The organism is Shewanella sp. S1-58-MNA-CIBAN-0166, from assembly GCF_040310085.1.
Taxonomy (GTDB): domain Bacteria; phylum Pseudomonadota; class Gammaproteobacteria; order Enterobacterales; family Shewanellaceae; genus Shewanella.
Genome location: NZ_JBEOPN010000018.1, coordinates 26,419 through 52,629, shown reverse-complemented (window position 1 = coordinate 52,629; position 26,211 = coordinate 26,419). Strand labels below are relative to the sequence as shown.

Below are 26,211 nucleotides of genomic sequence, written 5' to 3'. Positions count from 1 at the left end.
TGAGCTAGATAGGGTAGATGAAGTAAATGCTGGGCAGCCAAACAGCGACTTAATTACACTTAATACAATAAGGATATTATGTTTTCATTACGATTATTATTAAGTTTGATTATGCTGGTGGGGATTGTTCTTACGGTAACTTTTTCGAGCATACTCAGTACGCGTGATGCTATGCATGAAGTCGAAGAATTGTTTGATGCGCAGATGGTGCAAACCGCCAAAATGTTGGAACAGTTTTATGTCGAACATTTAACAGAAGCTCAACTGGCACAATTGCTCCAGCAGCCAAGTTTGTTCCATGTTGCGGATTCAAAAATAGAAACCTTTGCTGATCAATCTAATCCTGTCACCTTGTCTTATGAGCATAAATTATCATTTCAATTACTGTCCAGCTCGGGGCAGTTACTCGCGTATTCTGATAGTTCTGGCGAGCAACAGCTAACCAATTTCATCCAAGGCTATGACACTCGTAGCATCGATAATGAGTTATGGCATGTGTACAGCTTTTTCTCATCGTCGCATCAGGTATGGATTGTAACCGCACAGCGTGATGATGTTCGACGAGAGATCGTGTCATTAATTATCAGCAACACCTGGCGCTCGCCGTTAATCATTACTCCCATTATGATGTTTTTCATGTTGTTGTTAACTTATTACTTATTTAAACCGGTTAAGTTATTAGAACGTCATTTAGATAACCGCTCAGCCCAAGACCTAACTCCTATCAATTTCACTTTACCGAAGGAGTTAGCGTCAACGCAAAAAGCCCTTAACGGCTTCTTGCTGCGCATTAGCGAGACGATGATCCGTGAACGTCGTTTTAGTGCCGATGCCGCCCATGAACTTAAAACGCCATTAGCGATTATTAAGTTACACAGCGATGGCTTAAGCGATGTATTGTCTAGCCAAATGCCACAAATTCAGCAGGCAACGTTGCCATATATAGAAGCCATAGGCGAGGGTGTAAACCGCATTAGCCATACAGTGGAGCAGCTGTTGTTGTTATCACGAGTGGATGCGATAGAGGCGTTAAATAAAACCGATTGTAAGCTACAAGATATTATTGAGAATGTGATAAATCAGCTAGTACACGTCATTGCCGATTACGAGTGGTATATCGTTGTTCCTAAAGATATGAACATTAATGCCGATCCGTTTTACATCGAATTAGTACTGAAAAATATTATCGAAAATGCCTGTAAATACAGTCCTAAAGAATCCTTAATAACCATTAAGGTTACTCAGGACGAGCAACAGACAAAAATTTATGTGCTTGATCAAGGCCGGGGTATGTCAGATGAGGAAATCAGCTTAGCCAAAAACCGTTTTTATCGTGTTGATGAAAACGCTTCACATGGTGCGGGTTTAGGCTTATCAATTTGTCAGCATATTATCAGTTTACATCATGGTGAATTGACTTTTAGCCGAGTAGAACCTCATGGCTTAAATGTCTGTATTGTATTACCCCATGCTCAGGTTTAGCGTGAATACTGGCAATTTTATTGATTTTATATAGACAAAAAACAACATGAGAGACAAGACCTACTCATGTTGTTTTGTGTTGTAGTTCGCGGCTTTTTTTACTGTTTACTGTCTTTCTCTAGACGGTTTTTCTCTTGAAGGCCCGGTGTCTCTCGATTGGCTTGCACGGCGTGATGATGCATTATCACGTTGCTGACTCATTGATCGCGAAGCTTGCTGAGGCGTCGATCGAGTTGTTTCGCGAACTTGCTGCTTTTGTGGTTCACTCCTGCGTATTTGTTTCACTTGCTGTTGTGGATTGCGCATCGCGTTAACTTGCGGCTGGCGCGATGTTTCAACTCGAGTGTTACGTTGAGCTTGTTGTAATTCTTGAGTGCGCGGCTTGCTTGTTATGTTCGCCACTGGTTTTGTCTCATACTTAGGCTTAGTTTGGGCCACATCGCGTTGGCGACTGTAGTTTGACTTCATCGGCTCACCTTTGCGCTCAAATGATTTTACTTGTGCTGCTGGTTGACGTTGCTGGCTTAACTCGCGTTTTAGCTGGCTACTTTTGTGCTCAATCGGCTCATTGCGGCCTACACTTCTTAACGTTGATTTGTCACTACGCTTATCCTGCTTGCTGCTATGGTTTATGTCTTTACGCTGATCATTCACCTTGGTGGAATAATGACGAGGTTCATTGGCTTGCTGGCGTTTGGCTTCGCGTGAATAACTTACCTGCTTGTTACGTTTCTCATAATGGCCATTATAACGTTTGCTGATCACTTGGCTTTGGTAAGCCACACCTTTGCGATGCTTAGGTTTATGTTGCCAATGTTGGGCACCATGGCTGTAGCTTATTTTTCGTGGTGTGTAGTAACGGTAGTTTTGACCTACTGGTACCGCAATTACACGGCGATCATGCCAATGAAAACCACTAAAAAAGAAGTTAAAGCTAATACGTACTCCGCTATCCCAGTAAATAGCACTGTGGTTAGGGCGATAATGTACGTAAGCAGGTGCATTCCAATAAACCGGTGGATAACGATTCCAGCGCCAGTTGCCATAAACGATACGGCTGTCGTAATAAGGCACGTAAACAATTTCTGGGCGAACTGATTCAATAATAATCCGGCGCTCAACCCGCGACACTTTTACTTGCTCAAGGTCGGCTAAGTTGTTGGCTTCATCAGCTTGTTGTCTTAATGATTGAATGGTGTCTAGCATGCGGCCTTCATCTTGCAAAAAGGCATCGCCTACGCTTTGAGTCCACGCTAAATCATCATTTAAACGCTGCAATACATTGGGAAATGCTACCAAGGCTTTGACACTTGGGTCCCAGTCTTGCGACTCTACCTCGGTCATAATTTGGTTGGTGTCGCGGTTACCTTGGTTTGATAACCAGCGTTTGGCTTGGACAATTTCTAATGGGTACGTTGACGCAATTAATATGTGGGTTAATAAACTGTCTGGATATAGCGCTATTGGCGCGAGCATTTGTGCCAACTCAGCATCACTCACCACATCATCTTCTGCGGTATAAGTGTATGAATTAGTTGGTTGCGCCGCTTGCACATTGGTTAATGGCATACAGACCAAGGCTAAGGCGAGCAATGCCTGAGCGGGTACGTGAATGGCTTTTTTCATGTTATCTCCAGCGTCATTGATGACTGTTAGGTTCATCATAACGGGCCGAAGATGAACATAAGCTGAAAGCTCATAACGGAAGTTAATACGCTAGAACTATGCGAGAGGAGTAAGCAAGAGCAATAAGCTAGATAGATAAACTAAACAAATAGTATATAGCGGCAATCTAAAGCAGGTGTTTATTGTTGGAAAGTAAACTCAAATTGAGCGCCACCCAATGATGCCGATTGGCCAACAGTAAGTTTACCGTGATAACTGTCGACAAGGTCTCTAACGATTGCCAGTCCGATCCCGTGGCCTTGAGTGTAAGTGTCTGCACGGATCCCCCGTTCAAAAATATGTTGCTGTTTATCTTTCGGAATACCTTCTCCATCATCTTCAATTGTCATGCACAGCTGACTATCTTGCTGTGTAAGGGTTAATGTCACTTTTGTTTTCGCGGCTTTGCAGGCATTGTCGAGCACATTACCAAGCATTTCTGTTAAGTCTGCTTCATCGCCTTTAAAGCGGGCTTGTTCGTTGGGGTGATACTCAATGGTGAGGTTTTGATGTTGGTATATCTTACTTAAGGTTCTGACTAATTTAACGGCAATACTGTCAACATTAACCCCTAAGTGCCAAGCACTGCCAGCCGCGCTTTGTGCCCGCTTTAGTTGGTAAGCAATAATTTGGTTTATACGGTTAATTTGTTCCATCGAGGCGTCGCTTAAATCAGCTTGAGTTTGGATTACCGCTAAAGGTGTTTTTAAACTGTGGGCTAAATCGGCTAACGCATTACGGTAGCGTTTACGCTGATTTTGTTCGGTTTGTAATAAGGTGTTTAACTGTTGCGCTACTTTTTGCAATTCCACAGGGTAGCGGGTACTGAGTTGCATTGATGTGCCTTGTTCTACCGCACTGAGTTCTTGGCTAAATTGGCCTAAAGGTTTTAGGGTCCATAGCAACCAGCTGAGCTGTACAATAACCAATAAGGCGGTTAACACTAGCAACCAAGTCCATAAGGTGTTAGAAAACTTTTGGATTTGTTGTAGGTATTCTTGTTGGTTTTTTATAATGTGCAGCGTCATGGTAAAAGGCTGTTCGCTGGTGGCAAAACTCACGCTAAAACTGTATATCAACTGTGGCTTGTCATTAATCAATATCGAGTCGAAGGTACTTCTACCGGTTACGGGCTTGGGTAAGTTAATCGGGGTGTTGAGGCCGAGAAATGAGTTTGAGGTCCACAGTAGCTGATTATCTTTGGTGGTGATTAACGCATAAAGACCTGAACCAATCACATTGAATTGGTTTTCAAGTAAATGAGACGGCATTTGTAATTGGTTATCTTCCACTTCTGCCATGGCTAAAACAGAGTAAACATAGGCTTTTAACTGGTTTTTTGCCGCGACATTAATTTGGGTTTCAAAGGCGTTATTAACGGTTATGCCGATAATGGGCAATAATACCAAAATCAGTAATAACGCACTGATCACAATGCGGACTTTAAGCGAGCTGAGTAGTTTACGCATCAGGGTCTAATTGACGCAGTCGATAGCCCTGACCACGCAGTGTTTCAATTAATTGATATTGATTGTCGGGGTCGAGTTTTTTACGTAAACGACGGATAAACACTTCAATCACGTTGGAGTCTAAATCAAAATCCTGATCATAAATGTGTTCAATTAAACTGCTTTTGGAATGTACCGACCCTGGGTGCAGCATCAGGTATTCAAATAGTTTGTACTCAGAACCACTAAGGTTAATTATTTGCAGGCTCTTTTTAATTTCTAAACTGCGGGTATTAATGCTAAAGGGACCATTTTGAATCACTGGACTGGCTTTACCTGCGGAGCGGCGAATTAATGCATTAATTCGTGCGACAAGTTCTTCTAGCTGAAACGGCTTACTTAAGTAATCGTCTGCGCCGGCATCTAATCCGACCACTTTATCTTGCCAACTGTCTCGAGCGGTTAAAATAATGATCGGGTAGCTAATGTCTTGCTCACGTAACTTACTGATTAATGACAAGCCATCAAGCTTAGGCAAACCGACGTCGATAATGGCGACATCGTATTGATATTCTTGAGCCTGAAATAAGCCTTCTTCACCATCGCTGGCGACATCAACAGTATATTGCGCGTCGATAAGGTGCTGTTTGATGTTTGCTTGTAGGGCTAAATCGTCTTCGACCAGTAATAATCTCATGAGCTAGTTCCTTGTAACCGAGCCATTAGTGGCATCGACTAACACATAAAAAATGACTCCATCATTGGTGAGTAATTTAATTCGATAACCAGGATGTCCATTGACGTTAGCTGATTGCACTTTTAATACTTTACCTGAATAACTTCGTTGAGCCATTTGTACAGCTTGTTGAGCGCTATTAACCACCAGATTACTGTTCTGCTGGTTATTGTTTTGACGATTATTATTGGGGCCTGGGGAGAACTGAGCACCTGCTGATGAATGTAATGCAGCAGCATAGGACGGCACTGAGCACGCTAGTGAAAGTACCGCTAACATCAGGCCTAACATGGTGGCATTTACGTTGAGCATACGCTGCATATTGTGTTCCCTAATAACCTCATTATTGCCAGTGTAAAAGATCCCTTTCTATATAGAAACATCTACTTAATCTTATTGAGTAAATAGCCGTAAGCGAAACATAAACGCCCGTAAGATATCAGTAAATGCCAATGTATCGATGATTTGACTTGGCAGTATAATGGGTAGCAGATGAACATTAACTGAATGGTTTACCTCTATGGGATGTTTTCGCGGTATTGATTTATAACAGTGGCACTAAAGGTTAGCGATATCGGAAGTCTACCTTATTACTATGTTCAGCTTACGTTCATTTTGATTAGGGTTAAATGGCCTCAATATCAAGACTGTGAGGAACTAACATGAAACATAATACTGCCAAGACAGCCAATCTATCGACAATTAATACCCAGCTAAAATGGGGCGTAAGTTTATGTGTTGCTAGTGCACTCTGGTTAAGTTCGCCAACAGTACAAGGCGCCGAGCGGATCTCTGAACAAGCTTTTGGTACATACAGTCAAGCAAGAGTCATTAATCCGCAAACGCCAGAAACTGAAGCGGACAAGCGGGCTAGGGTGAGCGCTTTACATGAGCAAGCTAAGTTGCAAGGTACCGTTGCAACCCTGAATAAAAAAGTCACCCGTGAACAAGTGATGGCTAAAAATCAAAAAGCTGCCGCGACAACGGCCAACCAGCAACAACGAGCGTTGGCGCAGCAAAATCAAGTTGTTTATTACGACTTTTCTTTCTACGGTGCAGATTCAAGTTTATTTGATGACTATGATTATGATGGTTTTTATCAAACCTTTAGTGTGACCTTTGATGCTGATATAACCAGCAGTGCGGGTGACATTCAGGCTGATGTATTTGCCGAGTTATATTTAAGCCAAGATGGTGGGCCGTGGATCCATTATTACTCAACTGACGTATTCAACCTCCACGCAGATTCTAGTAATGATGATTACGAAGTGCTCACTACGTTAGCCAGTGGTTATCAAGCCGATCACTATGATGTGTTGATCGATTTATATGAACTAGGTTATGCCGATCCGGTTGCGACAATAAGTAGTGATGAGTCGAATGCCTTGTACGCGTTGCCACTTGAAAGTAGCGACCGTGATGCGGTCTATGTGGAAGAGGTGTATATCCAAACTGAACATTCAGGCGGGGCGTTATCTTGGTTAAGTATTGGCTTACTCGCTGGAGTGATTGGGTTTCGTCGACGTTTGATTAATAAAATATAACGTAAAATTTATGCTTATGTACCTTAGATCTACGTTAGAATGACGATTTTTGATTTTGTCAGTTTTTACTTATCCATATGGGATAAGTAGTTAGGAGTGTGTATGTCAGTAAAGTTAAATGCATCATTGTTATGCAGTTCATTAATCGGTTCGGCGCTGTTGTTGTCTGGTTGCCAATTACCTAATCCTTATACGGGCGAATCAGAAAATGCTAAAGCCACAAATGGCGCTATTATCGGTGGTCTTTCAGGCGCAGCCATTGGTGTACTTTCATCAAGCAAAAGCGACCGCGGTAAAGGTGCATTAATTGGTGCAGCATCTGGTGCGGCTCTTGGTGGTGGTATTGGTTATTACATGGATGTGCAAGAAGCAGAATTGCGTAAACAGTTAAAATCAACTGGCGTGAGTGTGACGCGCAACGGTGACAATATTGTACTGAACATGCCTAATGAAGTGACTTTTGCGGTTGATCAAACTGTCTTAAGTTCACGCGCTAAATCAGTGTTAAACAGTGTTGTATTAGTGGCTAAAGAATATGATGACACTCGCTTAAATGTGATTGGTTATACCGACAGTTCGGGTTCAGATTCTTATAACCTGCGTTTGTCACAAGTACGAGCGAGTGAAGTTGCGCAATATATGACGAGCCAGAAGGTTAGTGGTTCACGAGTATCTTCAACTGGTATGGGCGAGTCAAGCCCAATTGCCAGCAACTCTACCGAGCAAGGTCGTTCGCAAAATCGTCGTGTAGAAATTGTATTAACACCAATGGGTAAATAGTTTTATCCATGAGTGTGGTTAACAAGCGATGCTTGTTGATCTGTAAATAAAAAAGCCATCGAAAGATGGCTTTTTTGTTTAACCGATAACGGAGTTAGTGAACAATAATCTAGATGACTACATGTATTTGGCACACGTAATTTGATATATGGATGTTAAGTGAGTTAAATAACAAGCATATATAATCGATAATATCTCTGGTTCACACATTCCCAGCACATTTCTTTCATCGAGCTTATGTTCGTTATTTGGTTGAGACATCTGTCACTGTTGAGGTGACACTTCCTTGCTTTAACCGAGTATGAATTACATCACCATTGCTTAATTGATTGGCATTTTCGATAACATGCTCATTGGTACTTGTGATTGAGTAACCTCGGCTCAAGGTTGCCAGCGGGCTGACGGTATCAAGTTTATGGGCGGCCTGTGAAACTCGTGATTCAGCCTGTTTAAAATAATCTTTACTGGCGTCGTTAAAGCGTTCAATTAAATACCCAAGCCGTTGTTTTTCTATGGTTAAGGTATTAATTGGTGAACGTTGTTGCAAGCGATTATGTAATTGCTGGTGGCGTAAGGTTAGGCGACTGAGTTTATGCTGTAAGGCATTTTCTAAGCGCATTTGCATTTCGTCAAATCGTTGTTCAAATTGCTGCAGTTTATGTTGCGGCTCATGGCGTTGGAGTTGGTGAGATAACTGAGTTAATCGTCCATACTGCTGCAATTGGTAATGTTTCATCCCTTGCTGTAAACGCGATAGCAATAGCGCCAACTTTTCAGCTTTATTGCCTTTGTCTTTCGATAATAATTCAGCACCGGCTGACGGCGTAGGGGCGCGTACATCGGCAACATAATCACTGATAGTGGTATCTATTTCATGGCCAACAGCGCTCACCACAGGCAGTGCACTGTTGTAAATCGCATGGGCTAAATGTTCGCTGTTGAAGCACCATAAATCTTCTAACGAGCCACCACCACGGGTAAGCAACAGTACATCAACTTCCATGCGTTGATTGGCAGTAACAATGGCTTGGCAGATTAATTGACTGGCTGTAGCACCTTGAACTTGAGTGGGGTACACAACCACTTCGATAGAGGGATCTCGGCGTGCTAATACATGCAAGATGTCTCGCAACGCCGCACCCGTTGCCGATGTGATGACACCAATTCGTTGGATATTAGTTGGAATAGGGCGTTTGGTTTCTAGGGAAAATAGGCCTTCAGCGGCCAATTTTAGTTTTAATGCTTCAAATTCTTGTGCGAGTAGTCCATCACCTGCTGGCAACATTGACTCAAGTAGCAGCTGATAATCGCCACGAGGCTCGTAAACACTGATGGCGCCTTTAATCAACACTTGTTGACCATTGACGGGTTTAAAGCGCACAGATTGATTACGGCCCTTAAACATGGCACAGCGAACTTGTGAATGAGCGTCTTTTAAGGTGAGATACCAGTGCCCTGAACTTGGGGCCGAAAAGTTTGATATTTCACCATTTAGCCAAATTTTGCCGATTTGACCTTCAAGAATATGCCTCACTTCGCTATTTAATTGCGAAACACTATAAACATTGTTTTTTGTGGCACTCATGAGAGTTCTCATTCTAACGTTAATAAAAATCCATTTTCCATTTACCAACTGCAATATGCAAGGTATAATCTCGCCGCAATATTTCACCTCAAATCCTACTTACTAGGGAGATGTTGCCATGCTACGTTTACTGAAAGATGCACTAACCTTTGATGATGTGTTGTTGGTTCCTGCCCACTCGACCGTACTCCCTAATACCGCTGTTCTTAAAACTCGTTTAACGACTAAAATCGAATTAAATATTCCACTTGTGTCTGCTGCTATGGACACTGTGACTGAATCTCGTCTTGCGATCGCGATGGCGCAAGAAGGTGGTTTAGGATTTATTCATAAAAACATGAGTATTGAGCAACAAGCCGAAGAAGTCCGTAAAGTTAAAAGTTATGAAGCCGGTATTGTTCAAGATCCCGTTACTGTTACACCTACCACAAGCTTAACTGATTTACGTTTATTAACTGAACATAATGGTTTTGCTGGTTACCCTGTAGTCAATGATGCACACGAACTAGTGGGCATTATTACAGGTCGTGACGTGCGTTTTGTGACTGATTGGAGCAAAACCGTTGCCGACATGATGACCCCTAAAGATCGTCTAGTCACAGTAACTGAAGGTACTAAGTTAGATGAAGTACAAAAACTAATGCATTCTCATCGTATTGAGAAAGTCTTAGTGGTTGATAAAAACTTTAAACTTAAAGGCTTAGTCACCGTTAAAGATTTCGAAAAAGCTGAACGCAAACCAAACGCATGTAAAGACGAATTAGGTCGTTTACGTGTGGGCGCTGCAGTTGGCGCGGGTCCTGGCAATGAAGAGCGTGTTGACGCGCTCGTAAAAGCCGGTGTTGACGTGTTATTGATTGACTCATCACATGGTCACTCAGAAGGCGTATTGCAGCGTATTCGTGACACTAGAGCCAAATACCCTGATTTACAAATTGTTGGCGGCAACGTTGCCACCGCATCTGGTGCAATTGCGCTAGTTGAAGCGGGCGTTAACGCCGTTAAAGTCGGTATTGGCCCTGGTTCAATTTGTACCACTCGTATTGTAACGGGTGTCGGTGTACCACAAATCACTGCAGTATCTGATGCTGCTGAAGCAGTACTCGCCTTAGGCATTCCTGTTATTGCTGATGGCGGTATTCGTTTTTCTGGCGACTTAGCTAAAGCATTAGCTGCAGGTGCATCATGCATCATGGCGGGTTCTATGTTTGCTGGTACTGAAGAAGCGCCGGGTGAAACTGAACTTTACCAAGGTCGTGCTTATAAGTCATACCGTGGTATGGGATCTCTGGGCGCTATGGGCCAAACTCAAGGTTCATCTGACCGTTACTTCCAAAGTGACAACGCAGCAGACAAACTCGTACCTGAAGGTGTTGAAGGTCGCGTGCCGTACAAAGGTAAGTTGAAAGAGATCATTCATCAACACATGGGCGGCTTGCGTTCATGCATGGGCTTAACCGGTTGTGCCACGATTAAAGAGTTAAATGAAAAAGCACAGTTTGTAAGAGTGACTTCAGCAGGTATGGGTGAGTCACACGTTCATGACGTGACCATTACCAAAGAAGCACCAAACTATCGTTCGTAATTATGATAAGGGCGACGTTATGTCGCCCTCGTTTTATTAGCGTTAATTTGACCGCATCAATTGGATGCGAGTTATTACACTTAATTAATATGTAAAGGTTATTCATGAGTAATATTCACGATCATAAGATTCTAATCCTCGATTTTGGTTCTCAGTACACTCAACTTATTGCGCGTCGTATCCGTGAAATTGGTGTGTATTGTGAGTTATGGGCGTGGGATGTGAGCGAAGCGCAAATTCGTGAGTTTGCCCCAAATGGTATTATTTTAGCCGGTGGCCCTGAAAGTGTCACAGCAGACAATTCACCGCGTGCCCCTGAATATGTGTTTACTGCTGGTGTACCGGTATTGGGTATTTGTTACGGCATGCAAACCATGTCAGAGCAGCTGGGTGGCAAAGTGATTCAAGGCGTTGGCGAAGGTGAGTTTGGTTACGCACAAATTGAATTGCAAACCACATCAGCTTTGTTTAAAAGCATTGAAGATGCCGTTAGCGAAGAAGGCAAACCTTTGCTTGATGTGTGGATGAGCCACGGCGATAAAGTGTCTGCTATCCCTGAAGGTTTTGTGACCGTAGCGAAAACGGCAACTTGTCCGTTTGCCGCTATGGCCAATGAAGAGAAAGGTTTTTACGGCGTACAGTTTCACCCAGAAGTGACGCATACTCGCCAAGGTCAGCGTATGCTAGAGCATTTCGCGCTAGACATTTGTGGCTGTAAAGCCAATTGGAAGCCATCATCAATTATTGAAGATGCTATTGAGCGTTTAAAAAAGCAAATTGGTGATGACGAAGTTATTCTGGGTTTATCTGGCGGGGTAGATTCATCGGTTGTGGCGATGTTATTACATCGTGCGATTGGCGATAAACTAACGTGTGTGTTTGTTGATAACGGTTTGCTGCGTTTGAATGAAGCGGATCAAGTATTAGAAATGTTTGGCGATCATTTTGGACTCAAAATTGTTCACGTCGATGCTGAAAACCGTTTCTTAGATGCGATGGCTGGCGAAGCAGAACCAGAAGCCAAACGTAAAATCATTGGCCGTGTGTTTGTTGAGATTTTCGACGAAGAATCAAAGAAATGCGCTAATGCCAAATGGCTAGCCCAAGGTACTATCTATCCTGATGTTATTGAATCAGCGGGCAGTGCAACGGGTAAAGCGCATGTAATTAAGTCGCACCACAATGTTGGCGGTTTACCTGCCAATATGAAGATGGGTTTAGTTGAGCCATTACGTGAATTATTTAAAGATGAAGTGCGTAAAATAGGTTTAGAGTTAGGCTTGCCTTACAACATGCTTTATCGTCATCCGTTTCCAGGACCTGGTCTCGGTGTTCGTGTTCTTGGCGAAGTCAAAAAAGAGTATTGTGATTTATTGCGCAGTGCCGATGCTATCTTTATTGAAGAACTGCATAAAGCGGATTTGTATAATAAAGTCAGCCAAGCCTTTACCGTTTTCTTACCTGTTCGTTCGGTAGGTGTAATGGGTGATGGTCGTAAGTATGATTGGGTTGTATCGTTACGCGCGGTAGAAACTATCGACTTTATGACTGCGCATTGGGCGCATTTACCGTATGATTTCTTGGGTCGCGTGTCGAATCGTATTATCAATGAAGTCGATGGTATTTCACGTGTGGTTTATGATATTTCAGGTAAGCCACCTGCAACAATTGAATGGGAATAACGCTGTAGCGTGACTCCTTACTTTAAATAAAAAGACGCTGCGGCGTCTTTTTTATTTGCTAGAATAGCCGCGTATGACAATTACCTAGGTTTTATAGAGTGACAGATACCCCAAAAAAACACGTTTCCAGCGATACTTGCCCACTTTCTAATGCGCACAATGAGAAATCGAATCAGCTTCAGCGCGCCATTGATGAAAAGTGGATGCGTTTAGCGATGCAACTTGCCGAGCAAGCCGAGCTAAAAGGCGAAGTGCCAGTGGGTGCCGTATTGGTTAAAGACGATGTATTGATTGCCAGTGGTTGTAATTTAAGTATTGTGAATCACGATCCAACCGCTCATGCGGAGATGGAATGTATTCGTCAAGCCGGCAAGGTGTTAGAGAATTATCGTATGCTCGACACGACTTTATATGTCACGTTAGAACCCTGCACTATGTGCGCAGGTGCCATGGTGCACAGTCGTATTGCGCGGGTTGTTTATGGTGCAGATGATTTAAAAACTGGCGCGGCAGGTAGCGTGATTAATTTATTACAACATCCAGTTTTTAATCATCAGCTTGAAGTCAGTTCAGGTGTGTTGGCAGCAGAGTGTGGTGCGCAGCTAAGTGCATTTTTTCAACGACGTAGAGCAGAAAAAAAAGCACTCAAACAGTTAGCTATAAAATAGACTGATTGAGTGACTGGTTTTTATGTGGTTAACGGAAGATTAATTTTCAGTTTGTACCAATAAAAAATGAGCTCGTTGACGATTTTGAATGCGGCTTTTATGTACTTTAAGCATGACACGACGACGTGACATGGTATTGCTTATAGCTCTTCTTCTCATACCGTGATCCCTTAATATTGGCTAACCTCATCGAGGTTACTGATAAACCGCATACTTTAGCAGAATGCTTTCTTACGATAAATTCAGCACCATAGTACCTTATATTCGTGACAATTATCGGTCAGGTTTATGACGATAATCGTGTCAGCACAAAAATTAGTGTGCTGCTTCATGGATATTTTTTGCAGCGTCTTCAGCAATGATTTCAATTTGTTGAGGTTCTTCAATAATCTCCAACTTTTGGGTTTGATTATCGATCCACACTAAGGTGTCGTAATAACGACGAATACTGTCAACATAATGAACAGCTTCGCTACCACGGGCATAACCATATCGAGTTTGTTTATAATATTTAGATTGTTGCAGCAAAGGTAATACTTTTTTGACATCACGCCATGCGCTAGGATCCATTCCCATTGATTCAGTTAATCGTCGTGCATCTTCAACATGACCTAAACCGATATTATAGGAAGCCAGTGCGAACCAGATCCGTTGAGCTTCAGAGATGGTGTCAGGCAATCTCTCCATCATGTCTTTTAAATAAAATGCCCCACCACGTATGCTTTGTTCTGCATCTAAGCGATCATCTACACCAACATAAGCCGCTGTAGGTTGGGTTAGCATCATCATACCTCTCACCCCTGTAGGTGAGCGAGCACTCGGGTTCCAGTGTGATTCTTGATAACTAGCAGCCGCTAATTTACGCCAATCTAACTCTCCAGAATACTGCTCGAAAAAACTACGATATTCGGGCAGAATGTTATCAATTGCGCGGATAAAGGCACGAGTATCAACGTAATCAAAACGCTTAACATGGCCAAAATACTTCTCGTTCAAATGCTCCAGCGTACCCGCACGTCTTTCTTTATGCCAAAAAGCCAATAGTTTACTCATTAAACGGTCGCTGTTATTCGGCGGTAATAGCCACACCACTTCGACCTTTTCTTCTAAAATCATCCCCGCGCGTAGTTCAGGTAAAAAACGCTGATTGATCAATAAACTATTTGAATCTGAAATGGTGTAGTTCAATTCACCGTTGGCAATTAATGCAAACAGTTCTTCATTGTCTTTGTCGTTGACTTGATTCCACATCAACTCAGGATAGTCTTTTTGTAATTTGGTTAAGGTATTGACTGAAGATGAGTTAGCCATGACAGTAATTTCACCTGACAGAGTGCTAATGTCTTTGGGCTCCGGAGTGCCTTCCTTATAAACCAATACTTGGTTGACTTTATATAAGGTGGGTCCGAGCTTAAATTGTTGACTACGGTTAGGGGTTTTAGCGATGCCAGCCGCAATAATATCAATCTTGTTTTCTTTTAATGCCGCGAATAATTGCTTGCGATTGGTGTACGGGATCATTTCTAAAGGAACGGCTAAATAGTCAGCAAAGCGCTGCGCCATTTCGAAGTCGAATCCGCTTTCACCCTGTTCTGAATTAAGATAAATCTGCGGGCCATATAATGTCCCTACCTTTAATACGGTACGCTTAGGTGCAGGGGCAGCAATATCAACATCTTGAATATCAACAGGTTGACAGGCGGATAATATCCCGCAAAGTAAGATTATGAATAAGGTTTTGATCATATTTATTAATTGGTTATCTTAAGTTGTTTCGTTAATGTCACCAGAGTGATGTGTAAAAACGAATGAAATACCGGTTGAATAGCCTTTAAATATGTAGGGGAGTTAGCTTATTTTTTGCTTACTTTATCAGTAGTTTTCCTAAACGCCTATAGTTGAGTAAATAAGCAGCATTTAGTGGTTATTTTTTGTTAAAAGGTAAAGTGTTTATGTTATTCATTTTAGCATTACTTGAATGGGATATTTTCCCTATCAGGAAACACTGTTTTCACCTGCGCTTGAAGGTGATTTGTAGTGTGCAATTCCCTATAATAGCGCCAATTCTGATCCTCCTATATTATAAAGGTGAATAGACGTGATGGAAATCATTCGCGGAGCCCCAGCACTATCTGCATTTAGAGTTCAAAAACTCATGGAGGCTTGCGAAAACGCAGCGCTTCCTGTATCGCAAATTTATGCTGAATATGTACATTTAGCTAATTTGAGTGAACCACTAGATGATAATGAACGTCTACAGTTAGAAACTATTCTTACTTATGGCCCAGCTATTGAGTCTCATGCCCCACAAGGCACTTTACTGTTTGTTACTCCTCGTCCTGGCACTATTTCTCCTTGGTCTTCTAAAGCAACTGATATTGCCCACAACTGTGGCTTAGGCAAAGTTAACCGTCTTGAGCGTGGTATTGCTTATTATGTTGAAGCGTCAGTATTAACAGCCGAGCAGCAAAAACTACTGCAAGGTTTATTGCATGACCGCATGGTCGAAGTCATGCTGCCGGCGTTTGAAGCAGCTGAAATATTATTTGCTCGTACAGAACCAGCAAAATTTAGCAGTGTGAATATTCTTGCTGAAGGCCGCCGCGCCTTAGAAGTGGCCAATATTAAGCTAGGCTTGGCCCTTGCCGATGATGAAATTGACTATTTAATTGAAAATTTTGTTCGTTTAAAGCGTAACCCTAACGACATCGAACTAATGATGTTTGCTCAAGCAAACTCGGAACATTGTCGCCACAAAATTTTCAATGCAGACTGGACAATCGATGGCGAAGTACAGCCAAAATCATTGTTCAAAATGATTAAAAACACTTTTGAAGTCACGCCCGATTACGTGTTATCAGCCTACAAAGATAATGCCGCAGTGATGACGGGACCGGTAGCGGGTCGTTTTTTCCCTGATCCCGATGGTGTTTATAACTATCACACCGAACCAATGCATATATTGATGAAAGTAGAAACTCACAATCATCCAACCGCTATTAGCCCATATCCTGGCGCTGCTACTGGTTCTGGTGGTGAAATTCGCGATGAGGGTGCTACTGGCCGAGGTTCTAAACCTAAAGCGGGTTTATCTGGTTTTACTGTTTCTAACTTGAAAATTCCTGGTTTTGTACAACCATGGGAAGGGGATTACGGTAAGCCAGATCGTATCGTCACTCCGTTAGAAATCATGCTCGAAGGCCCTCTTGGCGGCGCAGCATTTAACAATGAATTTGGTCGTCCTGCCATTACCGGTTATTTCCGCACCTACGAGCAATTAGTCTCTAGCCACAATGGCGTTGAAGTGCGTGGTTATCATAAGCCGATTATGATTGCCGGTGGCTTAGGCAATATCCGAGAAGAACATGTTCAAAAAGGTGAGATTACCGTTGGCGCTAAGCTTATTGTGCTTGGTGGACCGGCAATGAACATTGGCTTAGGTGGCGGCGCAGCATCTTCTATGGCGTCTGGTCAGTCTAGCGAAGATTTAGATTTTGCCTCTGTACAACGTGAAAACCCAGAAATGGAACGTCGTTGTCAGGAAGTTATCGACCGCTGCTGGCAGTTAGGTGACACCAACCCAATTCAATTTATTCACGATGTGGGCGCTGGTGGATTATCTAATGCGTTCCCTGAGTTAGTGAATGATGCTGATCGCGGTGGGGTATTCAATTTACGTAATGTTCCTTCTGACGAGCCAGGCATGAGCCCGCTTGAAATTTGGTGTAATGAATCTCAAGAGCGTTATGTGTTATCGGTTGCACCAGAGAACTTACAACAATTTGCTGATATTTGTGCCCGTGAACGCGCGCCATTTGCGGTGGTTGGTGAAGCAACTGCAGAGATGCATTTAACGCTTGCCGACAGTCACTTTAATAACAAGCCGATTGATTTACCGCTTGAAGTTTTATTAGGTAAAGCGCCTAAGATGAGCCGTGATGTGGTGACTGCCAAAGCAGTATCGCCAGCGTTAGATCAAACTAAAATTGAGCTAAAAGATGCCGTTAAGCGCATTTTAACCTTGCCAACCGTGGCTGACAAAACCTTCCTTATCACCATAGGTGATCGCTCTGTCACTGGTTTAGTTAATCGCGACCAAATGGTGGGTCCATGGCAGGTTCCTGTTGCCGACTGTGCAGTAACCGCATCAAGTTATGACAGCTACTGCGGTGAAGCGATGTCGATGGGTGAGCGTACTCCGTTAGCATTACTCGATTTCGACGCCTCTGCTCGTATGGCAGTTGCTGAGTCGATTATGAACATTGCCGGTACCGATATTGGCTCGTTCAAGCGTATTAAACTTTCTGCTAACTGGATGTCTCCAGCGGGTCATCCAGGCGAAGATGCGGGTTTATACCAGGCGGTTAAAGCGATTGGTGAAGACCTTTGTCCTGAACTCGGTATCACGATTCCTGTCGGTAAAGACTCCATGTCGATGAAAACCGCATGGGAAGAAAATGGTACTCAGAAAACTGTCACATCGCCTATGTCGTTAGTCATCACCGCTTTTGGTGTGGTGCAAGATATTCGTAAAACGGTAACCCCACAACTTCGTGATGATAAAGGTGACAGTGCATTATTAATGCTGGACTTAAGCAATGGCCAAAATCGTTTAGGCGGTTCTTGTTTAGCGCAGGTTTATAGTGAGTTAGGCGATATTGCACCCACATTAGATAAAACCGCTAACTTAGCGGGCTTTTTTGAAGTGATGCAGCAGTTAGTCGCCGAGCAAGCGGTTATGGCTTATCACGACCGTAGCGACGGCGGTTTATTTACCACCTTAGTGGAAATGGCCTTTGCAGGTAATACCGGCTTAATGATTGATTTAGCCAGCTTGAATGGTACTGATTTAGAGCGTTTATTTAACGAAGAAATTGGTGCTGTAATTCAAGTCAGTGCTGTTGATGCCAAAGCCATTGCCGCGCAATTTGAGGCTAAAGGCGTAACGTGTCATCACATTGGTGGCTTACAAACGGCAAACAAGATTAGCATTAACGATGGCGAGCGAGTGATATTTGCTGACAGCCGTACTGCACTGCGTACCTTATGGTCAGAAACAACCTATCGCATGCAAGCGCTACGTGACAACCCAGAATGTGCGCGTGAAGAGTATGAGCTTAAACAACAAGCTGATGCGCCAGGTTTAACGGTTAAATTGGGCTTTAATCCAAGTGAAGATGTGGCTGCACCTTATATTCTTAAAGGCGCTGCCCCTAAAATGGCTATTTTACGTGAGCAGGGCGTTAACTCTCATGTTGAAATGGCAGCCGCTTTTGACCGTGCCGGTTTTGAAAGCCGCGACGTGCACATGTCGGACATTTTATCTGGCCGTATTAGCCTTGAAGAATTCCAAGGCCTAGTGGCTTGTGGCGGATTCTCATATGGTGACGTGTTAGGTGCTGGTGAAGGTTGGGCTAAGTCGATTCTGTTTAATGACCGTGCTCGCGATGAGTTTAGCCGTTTCTTCGAACGTGATTCAAGCATCGCCCTTGGCGTGTGTAATGGTTGTCAGATGTTATCTAATCTGAAAGAAATTATTCCAGGAAGTGAGCATTGGCCGCGTTTTGTGCGTAACCGCTCAGAGCGTTTTGAAGCTCGATTCAGTTTGGTTGAAGTGCAACAAAATCCATCGGTATTTTTTGACGGTATGGTTGGCTCTCGTATGCCTATCGCTGTATCGCATGGTGAAGGCTTAGTGGAATTTGCTAATGCTCAAGCGTTAGCAAATGCAGAAGCATCGGGCACTATTGCACTGCGTTATGTTGATGGCCATGGTCAAATTGCGACCCAGTACCCAGAAAACCCAAATGGTTCTGCCAATGGCTTAACGGGTATTTGTACCACTGATGGTCGCGTAACCATTATGATGCCGCATCCTGAACGAGTATTTAGAACTGTTGCTAATTCATGGCATCCAGATAACTGGGGTGAAGATAGCCCATGGATGCGCATGTTCCGTAATGCACGAGTGAAAATCGGCTAATCGCAAATTAAATTTTTAGTTTAGCTAAAGCACTTGATTTAGCTAAAACACTTAATTTCTAAAGCAAAAGGCGACTCCTTTGAGTCGCCTTTTTTATTGGTTTCAATTTGTTTACCGCTGCTGATTTTATGTTGTCGTGATAAAGAAAAACCCCATAGATTTATTCTATGGGGTTTTCTGATTCGTTATCCTTGGATCATAACGATTACCGCTTAATATTATTTCTGCGCTAACAAAAACATTCACTAAACACGGTATAGATAAAAACGTGAGCTCGCTTATTTCACTTCTTTAGCAGTAAACATTTCAGTAAAAACACGTTTGTACAAGTTGGCAATATGTTCGAATAATTGAGTCATAGCACATTCTCTCTAGGTTAGGTCACTGGAATTAAGACAACGACTCATTGCACTACTTAGTGTTCGTCTTCTTAATTGTGCGCAAATTATACAATTGAACTAATGTATGCTCAAACGAGAAAAAATGATGTTTGACATTAGTTTATTTAATGAATTATTGTATTATTTTAATTTAATTTTTAAAATAAATTTACTTATACCTAATGTAAACAGTATTTTATGAATTTCGTGGTGTATTGTTAATTATAGAAATATTTATCTAATATTAATTTTTTGTGTATTTAACTACTTTTTATTAACAATCTGAGTGAGCAGGGTGTTTTGTCAAAAATAATACATGCTTGCTTTTTATTCCTAGCAATTATCCATTTTTTGTCAATACCTCAAGATAGGGGGTCGATGGTTGTACAATTTTTATTACAACGAATACCACAAGTTTCTTGTTGAGTTGTGATCCATCTGACATCAAATGTGCATCGAATAGGTGTGAGATCGACTGTAAAGGACTGATTTTTTAAGTCAAAAAATTATTCATGCAAATAATCTAATGCTTATCACATTTTTGATTAAAAAATATGATCTACCAAGCCATTATACCGTAAGATATAGGGCGTTTAGGACTGGACTTGAAAACACAGGCAAATAGATTAATTTATCATTTTTCACTCTTTGGTGAGTTGTCCACTGCTTCAATATTACCGTTTTCAGGTATAACATCATCATTATGGTAACCGAGTGTTGCTATGTCGTATTTGGTTGTACTGAAGTAAGGAGTCGCCAATGATTATCGAAGAGGTCGTTGAGCTATCGCGTTTTCAATTTGCGCTGACAGCCATGTATCATTTTTTATTTGTTCCACTCACCCTAGGTTTAGCCTTTATTCTTGCGATTATGGAATCACTGTATGTGATGACCAATAAGCAAGTTTATAAAGACATGACTAAATTTTGGGGTAAGTTGTTTGGGATTAACTTTGCCTTAGGCGTAACAACGGGTTTAGCGATGGAGTTCCAGTTTGGTACTAACTGGTCCTACTATTCTCATTACGTAGGTGACATTTTTGGCGCGCCTCTGGCGATTGAAGGCTTAATGGCGTTCTTCCTTGAGTCTACGTTAGTCGGGATGTTCTTTTTTGGTTGGGATCGCTTCAGCAAACGCCAACATTTAGTTGTCACTTGGCTTGTCGCTCTTGGCTCTAATATGTCAGCTTTATGGATTTTGATCGCCAATGGTTGGATGCAAAATCCAGTGGGTTCGGTGTTTAACTACGAAACCATGCGTATGGAAATGACTAATTTTGCCGAAGTGGTATTTAACCCCGTCGCGCAAGTTAAGTTTGTTCATACCGTCGCATCTGGTTATGTTGCCGGTGCCATGTTTGTACTTGCCATTAGCTCATATTACATATTGAAAGGCCGAGATTTACCTTTTGCTCGTCGCTCATTCGCTATTGCAGCAAGTTTTGGTATGGCATCTATTTTATCGGTCATCGTGTTAGGTGATGAATCGGGTTATGAAGTCGGTGAAGTCCAACGTGTTAAATTAGCGGCAATTGAAGCTGAATGGCACACTGAACCTGCACCAGCAGCCTTTACGGCATTTGGTTTCCCTAACCAAGAAACTATGCACACGGATTACGCCGTTAAGATCCCATATGCGATGGGTATCATTGCGACACGTTCTTTAGATGGAGAAGTAACCGGTATTAAGGATCTTATTAAAGATCACGAAGTACGAATTCGTAACGGTATGGTTGCGTATGCTTTACTTGAAAAATTACGTGCAGGTGATAAATCGGTTGAGGTTAGAGAGCAATTTGAAGCAACCAAAATCGACCTAGGTTATGGTTTCTTGCTTAAGCGTTATACCGACAAAGTGGTGGATGCGACTGAAGAGCAAATTATTGCAGCGTCTTATGACTCAATTCCTACCGTGGCGCCTATGTTCTGGAGTTTCCGCTTAATGGTTGGCTCTGGGATGATAATGCTCTTGGTGTTTGCTGCCGCCTTCTGGCAAAGCACTCGTCATCAAATCGCCGAGAAAAAGTGGGTACTTCGTGCTGCTCTTTACAGTTTGCCACTTCCATGGGTAGCCATTGAAGCTGGTTGGTTTGTGTCAGAGTTTGGTCGCCAACCTTGGACCATTTCTGAAGTGCTGCCAACATTCATGTCGGCGTCTAGTTTAACGACGGCGGATCTTTGGTTCAGTATTATTTCGATTACGGTGTTCTATACCATCCTGTTGGTGATAGAGGCTTACTTGATGTATAAGTTTGCTCGTCTTGGTCCAAGCAGCTTAAAGACCGGCCGTTACCATTTCGAAACCCAAGATGCTTAATCTGAGGACCTGATTATGTTTGATTATGAAGTATTAAGATTTATTTGGTGGGCGTTAATCGGCGTGCTGTTTATTGGTTTTACCGTGACAGATGGCTTTGATATGGGCGTAGGTATATTGTTACCCGTTATTGGTAAAGATGATACTGAACGCCGTATTATGATTAACACTATCGCACCACATTGGGACGGTAACCAAGTATGGCTAGTGACGGCGGGTGGTGCATTATTTGCTGCTTGGCCTATGGTCTACGCGGTATCGTTTTCGGGCTTTTATGTGGCAATGATGCTAGTACTATTTGCATTGTTTTTACGTCCAGTCGGTTTTGATTATCGCTCTAAAATTGAAGATCCAAGATGGCGTAAGTCATGGGATAGAGCATTATTTGTCGGCAGTTTTGTACCACCGTTAATCATTGGTGTGGCATTTGGTAACTTGCTTCAAGGCGTACCATTTAACTTTGATGAATATTTACGCGCCACTTATCATGGCGGTCTGTTGGGTTTATTGAATCCGTTTGGCTTATTAGCCGGTCTTGTGAGTGTCACTATGGTGATAATGCAAGGCTCTACATGGTTACAAATGAAGACCGACGGAGAGCTGCGCGTTAGAAGCGCTAAAGCATCGCAAATTTGTGGTGGTCTATTAGTGGTTCTGTTTGGTGCTGCTGGGGTTTGGCTTGTAAACGGTATTGATGGTTATGTTATTACCTCAGCCCTCGACCTTGCTGGCCCGTCAAATCCAACTACTAAGACAGTGGCGGTTGAAGCGGGTGCTTGGTTAACCAACTATGATAAATATCCTCTTACCATGTTATTCCCGGTGTTAGGATTATTAATGCCAATATTGGTGATTTTTGCCAGTCGTTTAAATCGTAGTGGATTTGCGTTCTTTTTCAGTTCGCTTGCGGTTGCTAGTGTCATTTTAACCTGTGGTGCAGCAATGTTCCCATTTGTTATGCCTTCATCATTAGAACCTAATGTCAGCTTAACAATGTGGGATGCTACAGCCAGTCAAATGTCACTAAAAGTGATGACCGTTGCCGCTATTATCTTCGTACCTACAGTATTAAGTTACACCATTTGGACTTACTACAAGATGTACGGCCGCTTAAATCGTGAGTATGTTGAAAACAACAAAAGCTCACTTTACTAAATTAAGGAGCAACGTCTATGTGGTATTTTGCGTGGATTTTAGGGGTATTGTTAGCGTGTTCATTCGGTATCATCAACGCGTTATGGCTTGAGAATACTGAAAATATGGATCGTAACAACGAACTATAAACGTTATATCGTTTGATATAAAAAAACCGCTTTAGTAATAAAGCGGTTTTTTATTGGCTACTCATCTTGTTTACAAAACTAAAATCGACCGGTTTTAACTTATGACTCAAACTAGCATTCATTAGCTTGTTACTTAGTGGCTGTTAACAAAGCCAATTTTATGTTCAGTCGCCGCCTTATAAAAAGCCCAAAAAATATGTAGTACACTCGCCACTGCTAAGTAAGATTTTTATTCAAAGATACCAGGAAATACTGCTCAATTCCCAAGTGTTAACAGAAATATTGTCTATAATTAATTAACGCTAATTGTTTGTTTTTTGAACATGGCAATTTGTTAGTAATGCACTTAACGGGAGATATATAATGAGCAGTTGGATTTTAGTCGCGGATAGCGCACATGCACGTCTATTTAACGCAGAAACAGCAAAATCTACATTAATTGAGATTAAGAGCATGATCCATCCCGAAGCACAGCAGCATGAACAGGAACTAACCTCAGATCTACCAGGCCGTCAGGCTGGAGGAGCAACCAATAGTCATCATTCTGTCGGGGGGAAAACAGAGCCTAAAAAGAATGAGGCTGTCGAATTTGCTAGGGAGATTTGTCGATACCTTGAGGCTGAATATAATGCGCACAAATTTAGCCAATTGATTGTTGTTGCCGCACCTCATTTTCTAGGTAACTTACGCAAAGAAATGAGCACTAACGTCACTAAAGTTGTTACGCTGGAAATAGATAAAGATATTGTAAAGCAGGACATCGACTCGATTAGAGGTCAGCTGCCAATTATCTTACCTAGCTTAGCCACATAAGCTGAAATTTAGATAATTAGGTTCGTTTATTAAGCTGTCATCATTCTTAATTCATATGTCGGCAGCTTAATGGGATATTTTTGTTTTTTGTCGTAAACTACTGTCGTGAAATAACATTAAGCATGAACCTGTATTACCTAAGTCGCAAATCTTCGTTGTGACGATTATCGTTGCTCAACTAAGCGATTAAGATAATTAACCAGCACTCAGTAGATTGAGTACTGGTCTGCTAAAATCCCACTTAGTTAAACCACTTTAAATACACCTATTTGTTGTTTGATACTGTGTGCAAGTTTGGTTAATTGCTCTGAATCACTTACCGCTTTTGTTGCCCGTTCATCACTATTTTGTGCAAGTGTAGAAATAGTATGTAAGCTGCGTGACACTTCATCTGCTACCGTACTTTGCTGTTTGGTGGCACTGGCAATACTAGACGAAAATATTGCCATTTCGCCGATATTATGATTAATCAGTGTGAGTTGATTATTAACTGTATCAGCTTGTAACGCTGAGGACTCACCCAGTTGCTGACACTGGATCATTTGTGTTGCTGTGTGTTCTACCTGCTGTTGTAATTTGTTAATAGTCGTACCTATCTCACTAATTGAACGTTGTGTTCTTTGTGCTAATGAGCGAACTTCATCAGCAACAACAGCAAAGCCACGACCTTGGTCACCCGCTCTGGCTGCTTCAATTGCGGCATTTAAGGCGAGTAAATTAGTTTGGTCTGCAATTCCGTTAATGACTTCAGTAACCTGACTGATGGCTTGAGTTTCATTGTTGACGCTTTCAATATTTTTTTGACTTTGAATAAGTTGTTCACGCAAGGATTGTAGTTCTGTAACCGCCTGAGTTAACTGTGTATGTCCTTGGTTTGATGCGCCATCAATTTCTTGCGCCTGCTGGGCAACTTGACTCGAATTCTGCGCTACATCTTTAATAGAAGAAGACATTTCTTCGATAGCTGTCGCAATCTGTTCTGTTTGGTTTAACAGTGATTTTGCCTCATTACCATTCAATTTTGATGTTTGTTGGCTAAGAATTGCTTGGCTTTCTAAGCTGCTGACAGACTGTTTTAACGACTCAATTAATCCTGCTAAACTTGCAGCCGTTTGGGCCACACTTATCGTGATGTGATCAACTTCATTGTGGCTTTCTTGAGGGCATTGTTCGAAAGTTTGTGAAAGATCCCCTTGGCCTAATTTAGCTATTTGCCTCTGTAGGTTCTTTAATGGCTTAATTGCACGATTAATGACATTAAAAAGTAAAACGGAAATAATAACTACGCCTAGCAATGCCAATATGGCGTTAATTTTTAACATGCCTAAGCTTTCATCACTCAATTCCTTTTCAGGAACGAAACCGACCAAAGTCCAATTCCAACCGGGAATATATACGGAATAGGAATACATTTCTTGATTAGACAAGGACCTGTAAACCCAACTCCCTTTATCTGTGAGTGCCTGTTCAAGCGATAGGCCATTAAGCAATGTTTCATTATATGGTTCTTCTGATGTTAACTCACGATGAGAGATAATCTTTTGATCAGAGTTTCGGATGATGACATACGAACCTGATTCTTCAAGAGTCAGTTGTTTAAGTGAGTTTTGGATTTGTGCAACAGATCGGGTGATATCAAAACCGATAAAAAGAATAGCGATAACTTTGCCATTGGGATCTTTTACTGGGCGATAAATTGTCATGTAGTCTTTACCAAAAAGCTTGGCGTAGCCTTCATACTCTTCGCCTTTAACCAAACGCTGATAACCGGGATGTGTAATACCTAAATACGTCCCTAATGCACGATTGCCATCTGCTTTTTTAAGTGATGTTGATACACGAACAAAATCATCATTATCGCGAGCAAATATCGTAGCGACTCCGCCTGTAAGCTTCGAAAAGTGATCTACGTTATTATTTGAATTGTTAATTTGCTCATTATCATGGACTAGTACAGGGGTCTTAATTCCTAACACCTCAACGGTGCGATCTTCTATCAAGAATTGTCCTGGATATAAGGTACGCAGAACATCGGCATTTCGTTTAGCTAAGTCCAGCATACTGTTGAACTGCAGTTCAATTAAATGAGTATTACTGTGCATTTGTGATTTAATCGCTTGAATTGCTTTGTCATGCAATACAGTGGATGCCGATTGATAGGAAAACCAAGACATAGCGGTAAAGATAACGATAGAAGACAATATGGCAAGTGAGCCAATTTGTTTTGCTATAGGCCAGTTTTTATAATTCATATGCACTAT

General features: G+C 42.1%; 18 protein-coding genes. 11 read left to right on the top strand and 7 right to left on the bottom strand.

The features are described 5' to 3' along the window. Positions 1 to 78 precede the first annotated feature (78 nt). On the top strand, positions 79 to 1,482 hold the full coding sequence (locus AAEY99_RS12320) for an ATP-binding protein (protein ID WP_351010654.1): 1,404 nt from the start codon (positions 79 to 81) through the stop codon (positions 1,480 to 1,482). 105 nt (positions 1,483 to 1,587) lie between these two features. Here AAEY99_RS12320 and AAEY99_RS12315 read toward each other — a convergent pair whose 3' ends face one another. From AAEY99_RS12315 to AAEY99_RS12300, 4 genes are all read right to left on the bottom strand, one after another. Continuing rightward, positions 1,588 to 3,108 (bottom strand): DUF3300 domain-containing protein, encoded by a 1,521-nt coding sequence (locus AAEY99_RS12315; protein ID WP_351010652.1) that lies wholly within the window; start codon positions 3,106 to 3,108, stop codon positions 1,588 to 1,590. A gap of 179 nt (positions 3,109 to 3,287) precedes the next feature. Then, complete coding sequence (locus AAEY99_RS12310) at positions 3,288 to 4,616, bottom strand: ATP-binding protein (protein ID WP_101085491.1); 1,329 nt, start codon at positions 4,614 to 4,616, stop codon at positions 3,288 to 3,290. Then, positions 4,609 to 5,292, bottom strand: a complete 684-nt coding sequence (locus AAEY99_RS12305) for a response regulator transcription factor (protein WP_059747866.1) — start codon at positions 5,290 to 5,292, stop codon at positions 4,609 to 4,611. Before AAEY99_RS12305 ends, AAEY99_RS12310 begins: the two co-directional genes overlap by 8 nt. A gap of 3 nt (positions 5,293 to 5,295) precedes the next feature. Next, positions 5,296 to 5,652: a PepSY domain-containing protein gene (locus tag AAEY99_RS12300; protein WP_242445092.1), complete on the bottom strand. Its 357-nt coding sequence runs from the start codon at positions 5,650 to 5,652 to the stop codon at positions 5,296 to 5,298. 341 nt (positions 5,653 to 5,993) lie between these two features. Between AAEY99_RS12300 and AAEY99_RS12295 the strand changes: the two genes are divergently transcribed. Together AAEY99_RS12295 and AAEY99_RS12290 are read left to right on the top strand one after the other, a co-directional pair. Next, positions 5,994 to 6,875, top strand: a complete 882-nt coding sequence (locus AAEY99_RS12295) for a choice-of-anchor H family protein (protein ID WP_351010650.1) — start codon at positions 5,994 to 5,996, stop codon at positions 6,873 to 6,875. 102 nt (positions 6,876 to 6,977) lie between these two features. Continuing rightward, positions 6,978 to 7,655: a YiaD family glycine zipper/OmpA-like lipoprotein gene (locus AAEY99_RS12290; protein WP_162022615.1), complete on the top strand. Its 678-nt coding sequence runs from the start codon at positions 6,978 to 6,980 to the stop codon at positions 7,653 to 7,655. 244 nt (positions 7,656 to 7,899) lie between these two features. Here the strand turns inward: AAEY99_RS12290 and xseA are convergent, their stop codons facing one another. Then, a complete protein-coding gene (gene xseA, locus AAEY99_RS12285) occupies positions 7,900 to 9,240 on the bottom strand; it encodes an exodeoxyribonuclease VII large subunit (protein WP_101085484.1) in 1,341 nt (446 codons plus the stop codon). A gap of 118 nt (positions 9,241 to 9,358) precedes the next feature. On the opposite strand from xseA, the gene guaB reads away from it, so the two are divergent. The 3 genes from guaB to tadA all read left to right on the top strand — a co-directional run bounded on the left by guaB (position 9,359) and on the right by tadA (position 13,175). Next, positions 9,359 to 10,825, top strand: coding sequence for an IMP dehydrogenase (gene guaB / locus AAEY99_RS12280; protein ID WP_101085482.1), 1,467 nt, complete (start codon positions 9,359 to 9,361; stop codon positions 10,823 to 10,825). Between the two features lie 104 nt (positions 10,826 to 10,929). Next, positions 10,930 to 12,507, top strand: coding sequence for a glutamine-hydrolyzing GMP synthase (gene guaA, locus AAEY99_RS12275; protein WP_162022616.1), 1,578 nt, complete (start codon positions 10,930 to 10,932; stop codon positions 12,505 to 12,507). Positions 12,508 to 12,695: 188 nt separating this feature from the next. Next, positions 12,696 to 13,175 (top strand): tRNA adenosine(34) deaminase TadA, encoded by a 480-nt coding sequence (gene tadA / locus AAEY99_RS12270; RefSeq protein ID WP_206780909.1) that lies wholly within the window; start codon positions 12,696 to 12,698, stop codon positions 13,173 to 13,175. A gap of 315 nt (positions 13,176 to 13,490) precedes the next feature. On the opposite strand, the gene mltF is transcribed toward tadA, so the two are convergent. After that, positions 13,491 to 14,921, bottom strand: coding sequence for a membrane-bound lytic murein transglycosylase MltF (gene mltF, locus AAEY99_RS12265; protein WP_351010647.1), 1,431 nt, complete (start codon positions 14,919 to 14,921; stop codon positions 13,491 to 13,493). 355 nt (positions 14,922 to 15,276) lie between these two features. Between mltF and purL the strand changes: the two genes are divergently transcribed. The 5 genes from purL (at position 15,277) to AAEY99_RS12240 (ending at position 23,950) form a co-directional block, all read left to right on the top strand. Next, positions 15,277 to 19,158, top strand: coding sequence for a phosphoribosylformylglycinamidine synthase (purL, locus tag AAEY99_RS12260; protein WP_351010686.1), 3,882 nt, complete (start codon positions 15,277 to 15,279; stop codon positions 19,156 to 19,158). Between the two features lie 1,139 nt (positions 19,159 to 20,297). After that, entirely contained in the window at positions 20,298 to 21,854 is a 1,557-nt protein-coding gene (locus AAEY99_RS12255; protein ID WP_162022620.1) for a cytochrome ubiquinol oxidase subunit I, read from the top strand. A 15-nt stretch (positions 21,855 to 21,869) separates the two neighbouring features. After that, positions 21,870 to 23,009 carry a cytochrome d ubiquinol oxidase subunit II gene (gene cydB / locus AAEY99_RS12250; protein WP_335690171.1) on the top strand — a complete coding sequence of 380 codons (1,140 nt, stop codon included), beginning with the start codon at positions 21,870 to 21,872 and terminating at the stop codon, positions 23,007 to 23,009. Between the two features lie 17 nt (positions 23,010 to 23,026). Next, entirely contained in the window at positions 23,027 to 23,137 is a 111-nt protein-coding gene (gene cydX, locus AAEY99_RS12245) for a cytochrome bd-I oxidase subunit CydX (protein ID WP_011636618.1), read from the top strand. A 363-nt stretch (positions 23,138 to 23,500) separates the two neighbouring features. Further along, positions 23,501 to 23,950 carry a host attachment protein gene (locus AAEY99_RS12240; protein WP_101085462.1) on the top strand — a complete coding sequence of 150 codons (450 nt, stop codon included), beginning with the start codon at positions 23,501 to 23,503 and terminating at the stop codon, positions 23,948 to 23,950. Positions 23,951 to 24,195: 245 nt separating this feature from the next. Here AAEY99_RS12240 and AAEY99_RS12235 read toward each other — a convergent pair whose 3' ends face one another. Further along, the gene (locus AAEY99_RS12235) at positions 24,196 to 26,202 is read right to left on the bottom strand and encodes a methyl-accepting chemotaxis protein (protein ID WP_351010645.1); all 2,007 of its coding nucleotides are present in this window, start codon (positions 26,200 to 26,202) and stop codon (positions 24,196 to 24,198) included. Positions 26,203 to 26,211 lie beyond the last annotated feature (9 nt).

What these genes read in the sequence shown, in the direction of transcription:
- AAEY99_RS12255 (WP_162022620.1), top strand. Translation starts at nt 20,298, where the DNA reads ATGATTATCGAAGAGGTCGTTGAGCTATCGCGTTTTCAATTTGCGCTG.
- guaA (WP_162022616.1), top strand. Translation starts at nt 10,930, where the DNA reads ATGAGTAATATTCACGATCATAAGATTCTAATCCTCGATTTTGGTTCT.
- AAEY99_RS12295 (WP_351010650.1), top strand. Translation starts at nt 5,994, where the DNA reads ATGAAACATAATACTGCCAAGACAGCCAATCTATCGACAATTAATACC.
- AAEY99_RS12240 (WP_101085462.1), top strand. Translation starts at nt 23,501, where the DNA reads ATGAGCAGTTGGATTTTAGTCGCGGATAGCGCACATGCACGTCTATTT.
- purL (WP_351010686.1), top strand. Translation starts at nt 15,277, where the DNA reads ATGGAAATCATTCGCGGAGCCCCAGCACTATCTGCATTTAGAGTTCAA.
- xseA (WP_101085484.1), bottom strand. Translation starts at nt 9,240, where the DNA reads ATGAGTGCCACAAAAAACAATGTTTATAGTGTTTCGCAATTAAATAGC.
- cydX (WP_011636618.1), top strand. Translation starts at nt 23,027, where the DNA reads ATGTGGTATTTTGCGTGGATTTTAGGGGTATTGTTAGCGTGTTCATTC.
- AAEY99_RS12320 (WP_351010654.1), top strand. Translation starts at nt 79, where the DNA reads ATGTTTTCATTACGATTATTATTAAGTTTGATTATGCTGGTGGGGATT.
- mltF (WP_351010647.1), bottom strand. Translation starts at nt 14,921, where the DNA reads ATGATCAAAACCTTATTCATAATCTTACTTTGCGGGATATTATCCGCC.
- AAEY99_RS12235 (WP_351010645.1), bottom strand. Translation starts at nt 26,202, where the DNA reads ATGAATTATAAAAACTGGCCTATAGCAAAACAAATTGGCTCACTTGCC.
- AAEY99_RS12305 (WP_059747866.1), bottom strand. Translation starts at nt 5,292, where the DNA reads ATGAGATTATTACTGGTCGAAGACGATTTAGCCCTACAAGCAAACATC.
- AAEY99_RS12310 (WP_101085491.1), bottom strand. Translation starts at nt 4,616, where the DNA reads ATGCGTAAACTACTCAGCTCGCTTAAAGTCCGCATTGTGATCAGTGCG.
- guaB (WP_101085482.1), top strand. Translation starts at nt 9,359, where the DNA reads ATGCTACGTTTACTGAAAGATGCACTAACCTTTGATGATGTGTTGTTG.
- AAEY99_RS12315 (WP_351010652.1), bottom strand. Translation starts at nt 3,108, where the DNA reads ATGAAAAAAGCCATTCACGTACCCGCTCAGGCATTGCTCGCCTTAGCC.
- cydB (WP_335690171.1), top strand. Translation starts at nt 21,870, where the DNA reads ATGTTTGATTATGAAGTATTAAGATTTATTTGGTGGGCGTTAATCGGC.
- AAEY99_RS12290 (WP_162022615.1), top strand. Translation starts at nt 6,978, where the DNA reads ATGTCAGTAAAGTTAAATGCATCATTGTTATGCAGTTCATTAATCGGT.
- AAEY99_RS12300 (WP_242445092.1), bottom strand. Translation starts at nt 5,652, where the DNA reads ATGCAGCGTATGCTCAACGTAAATGCCACCATGTTAGGCCTGATGTTA.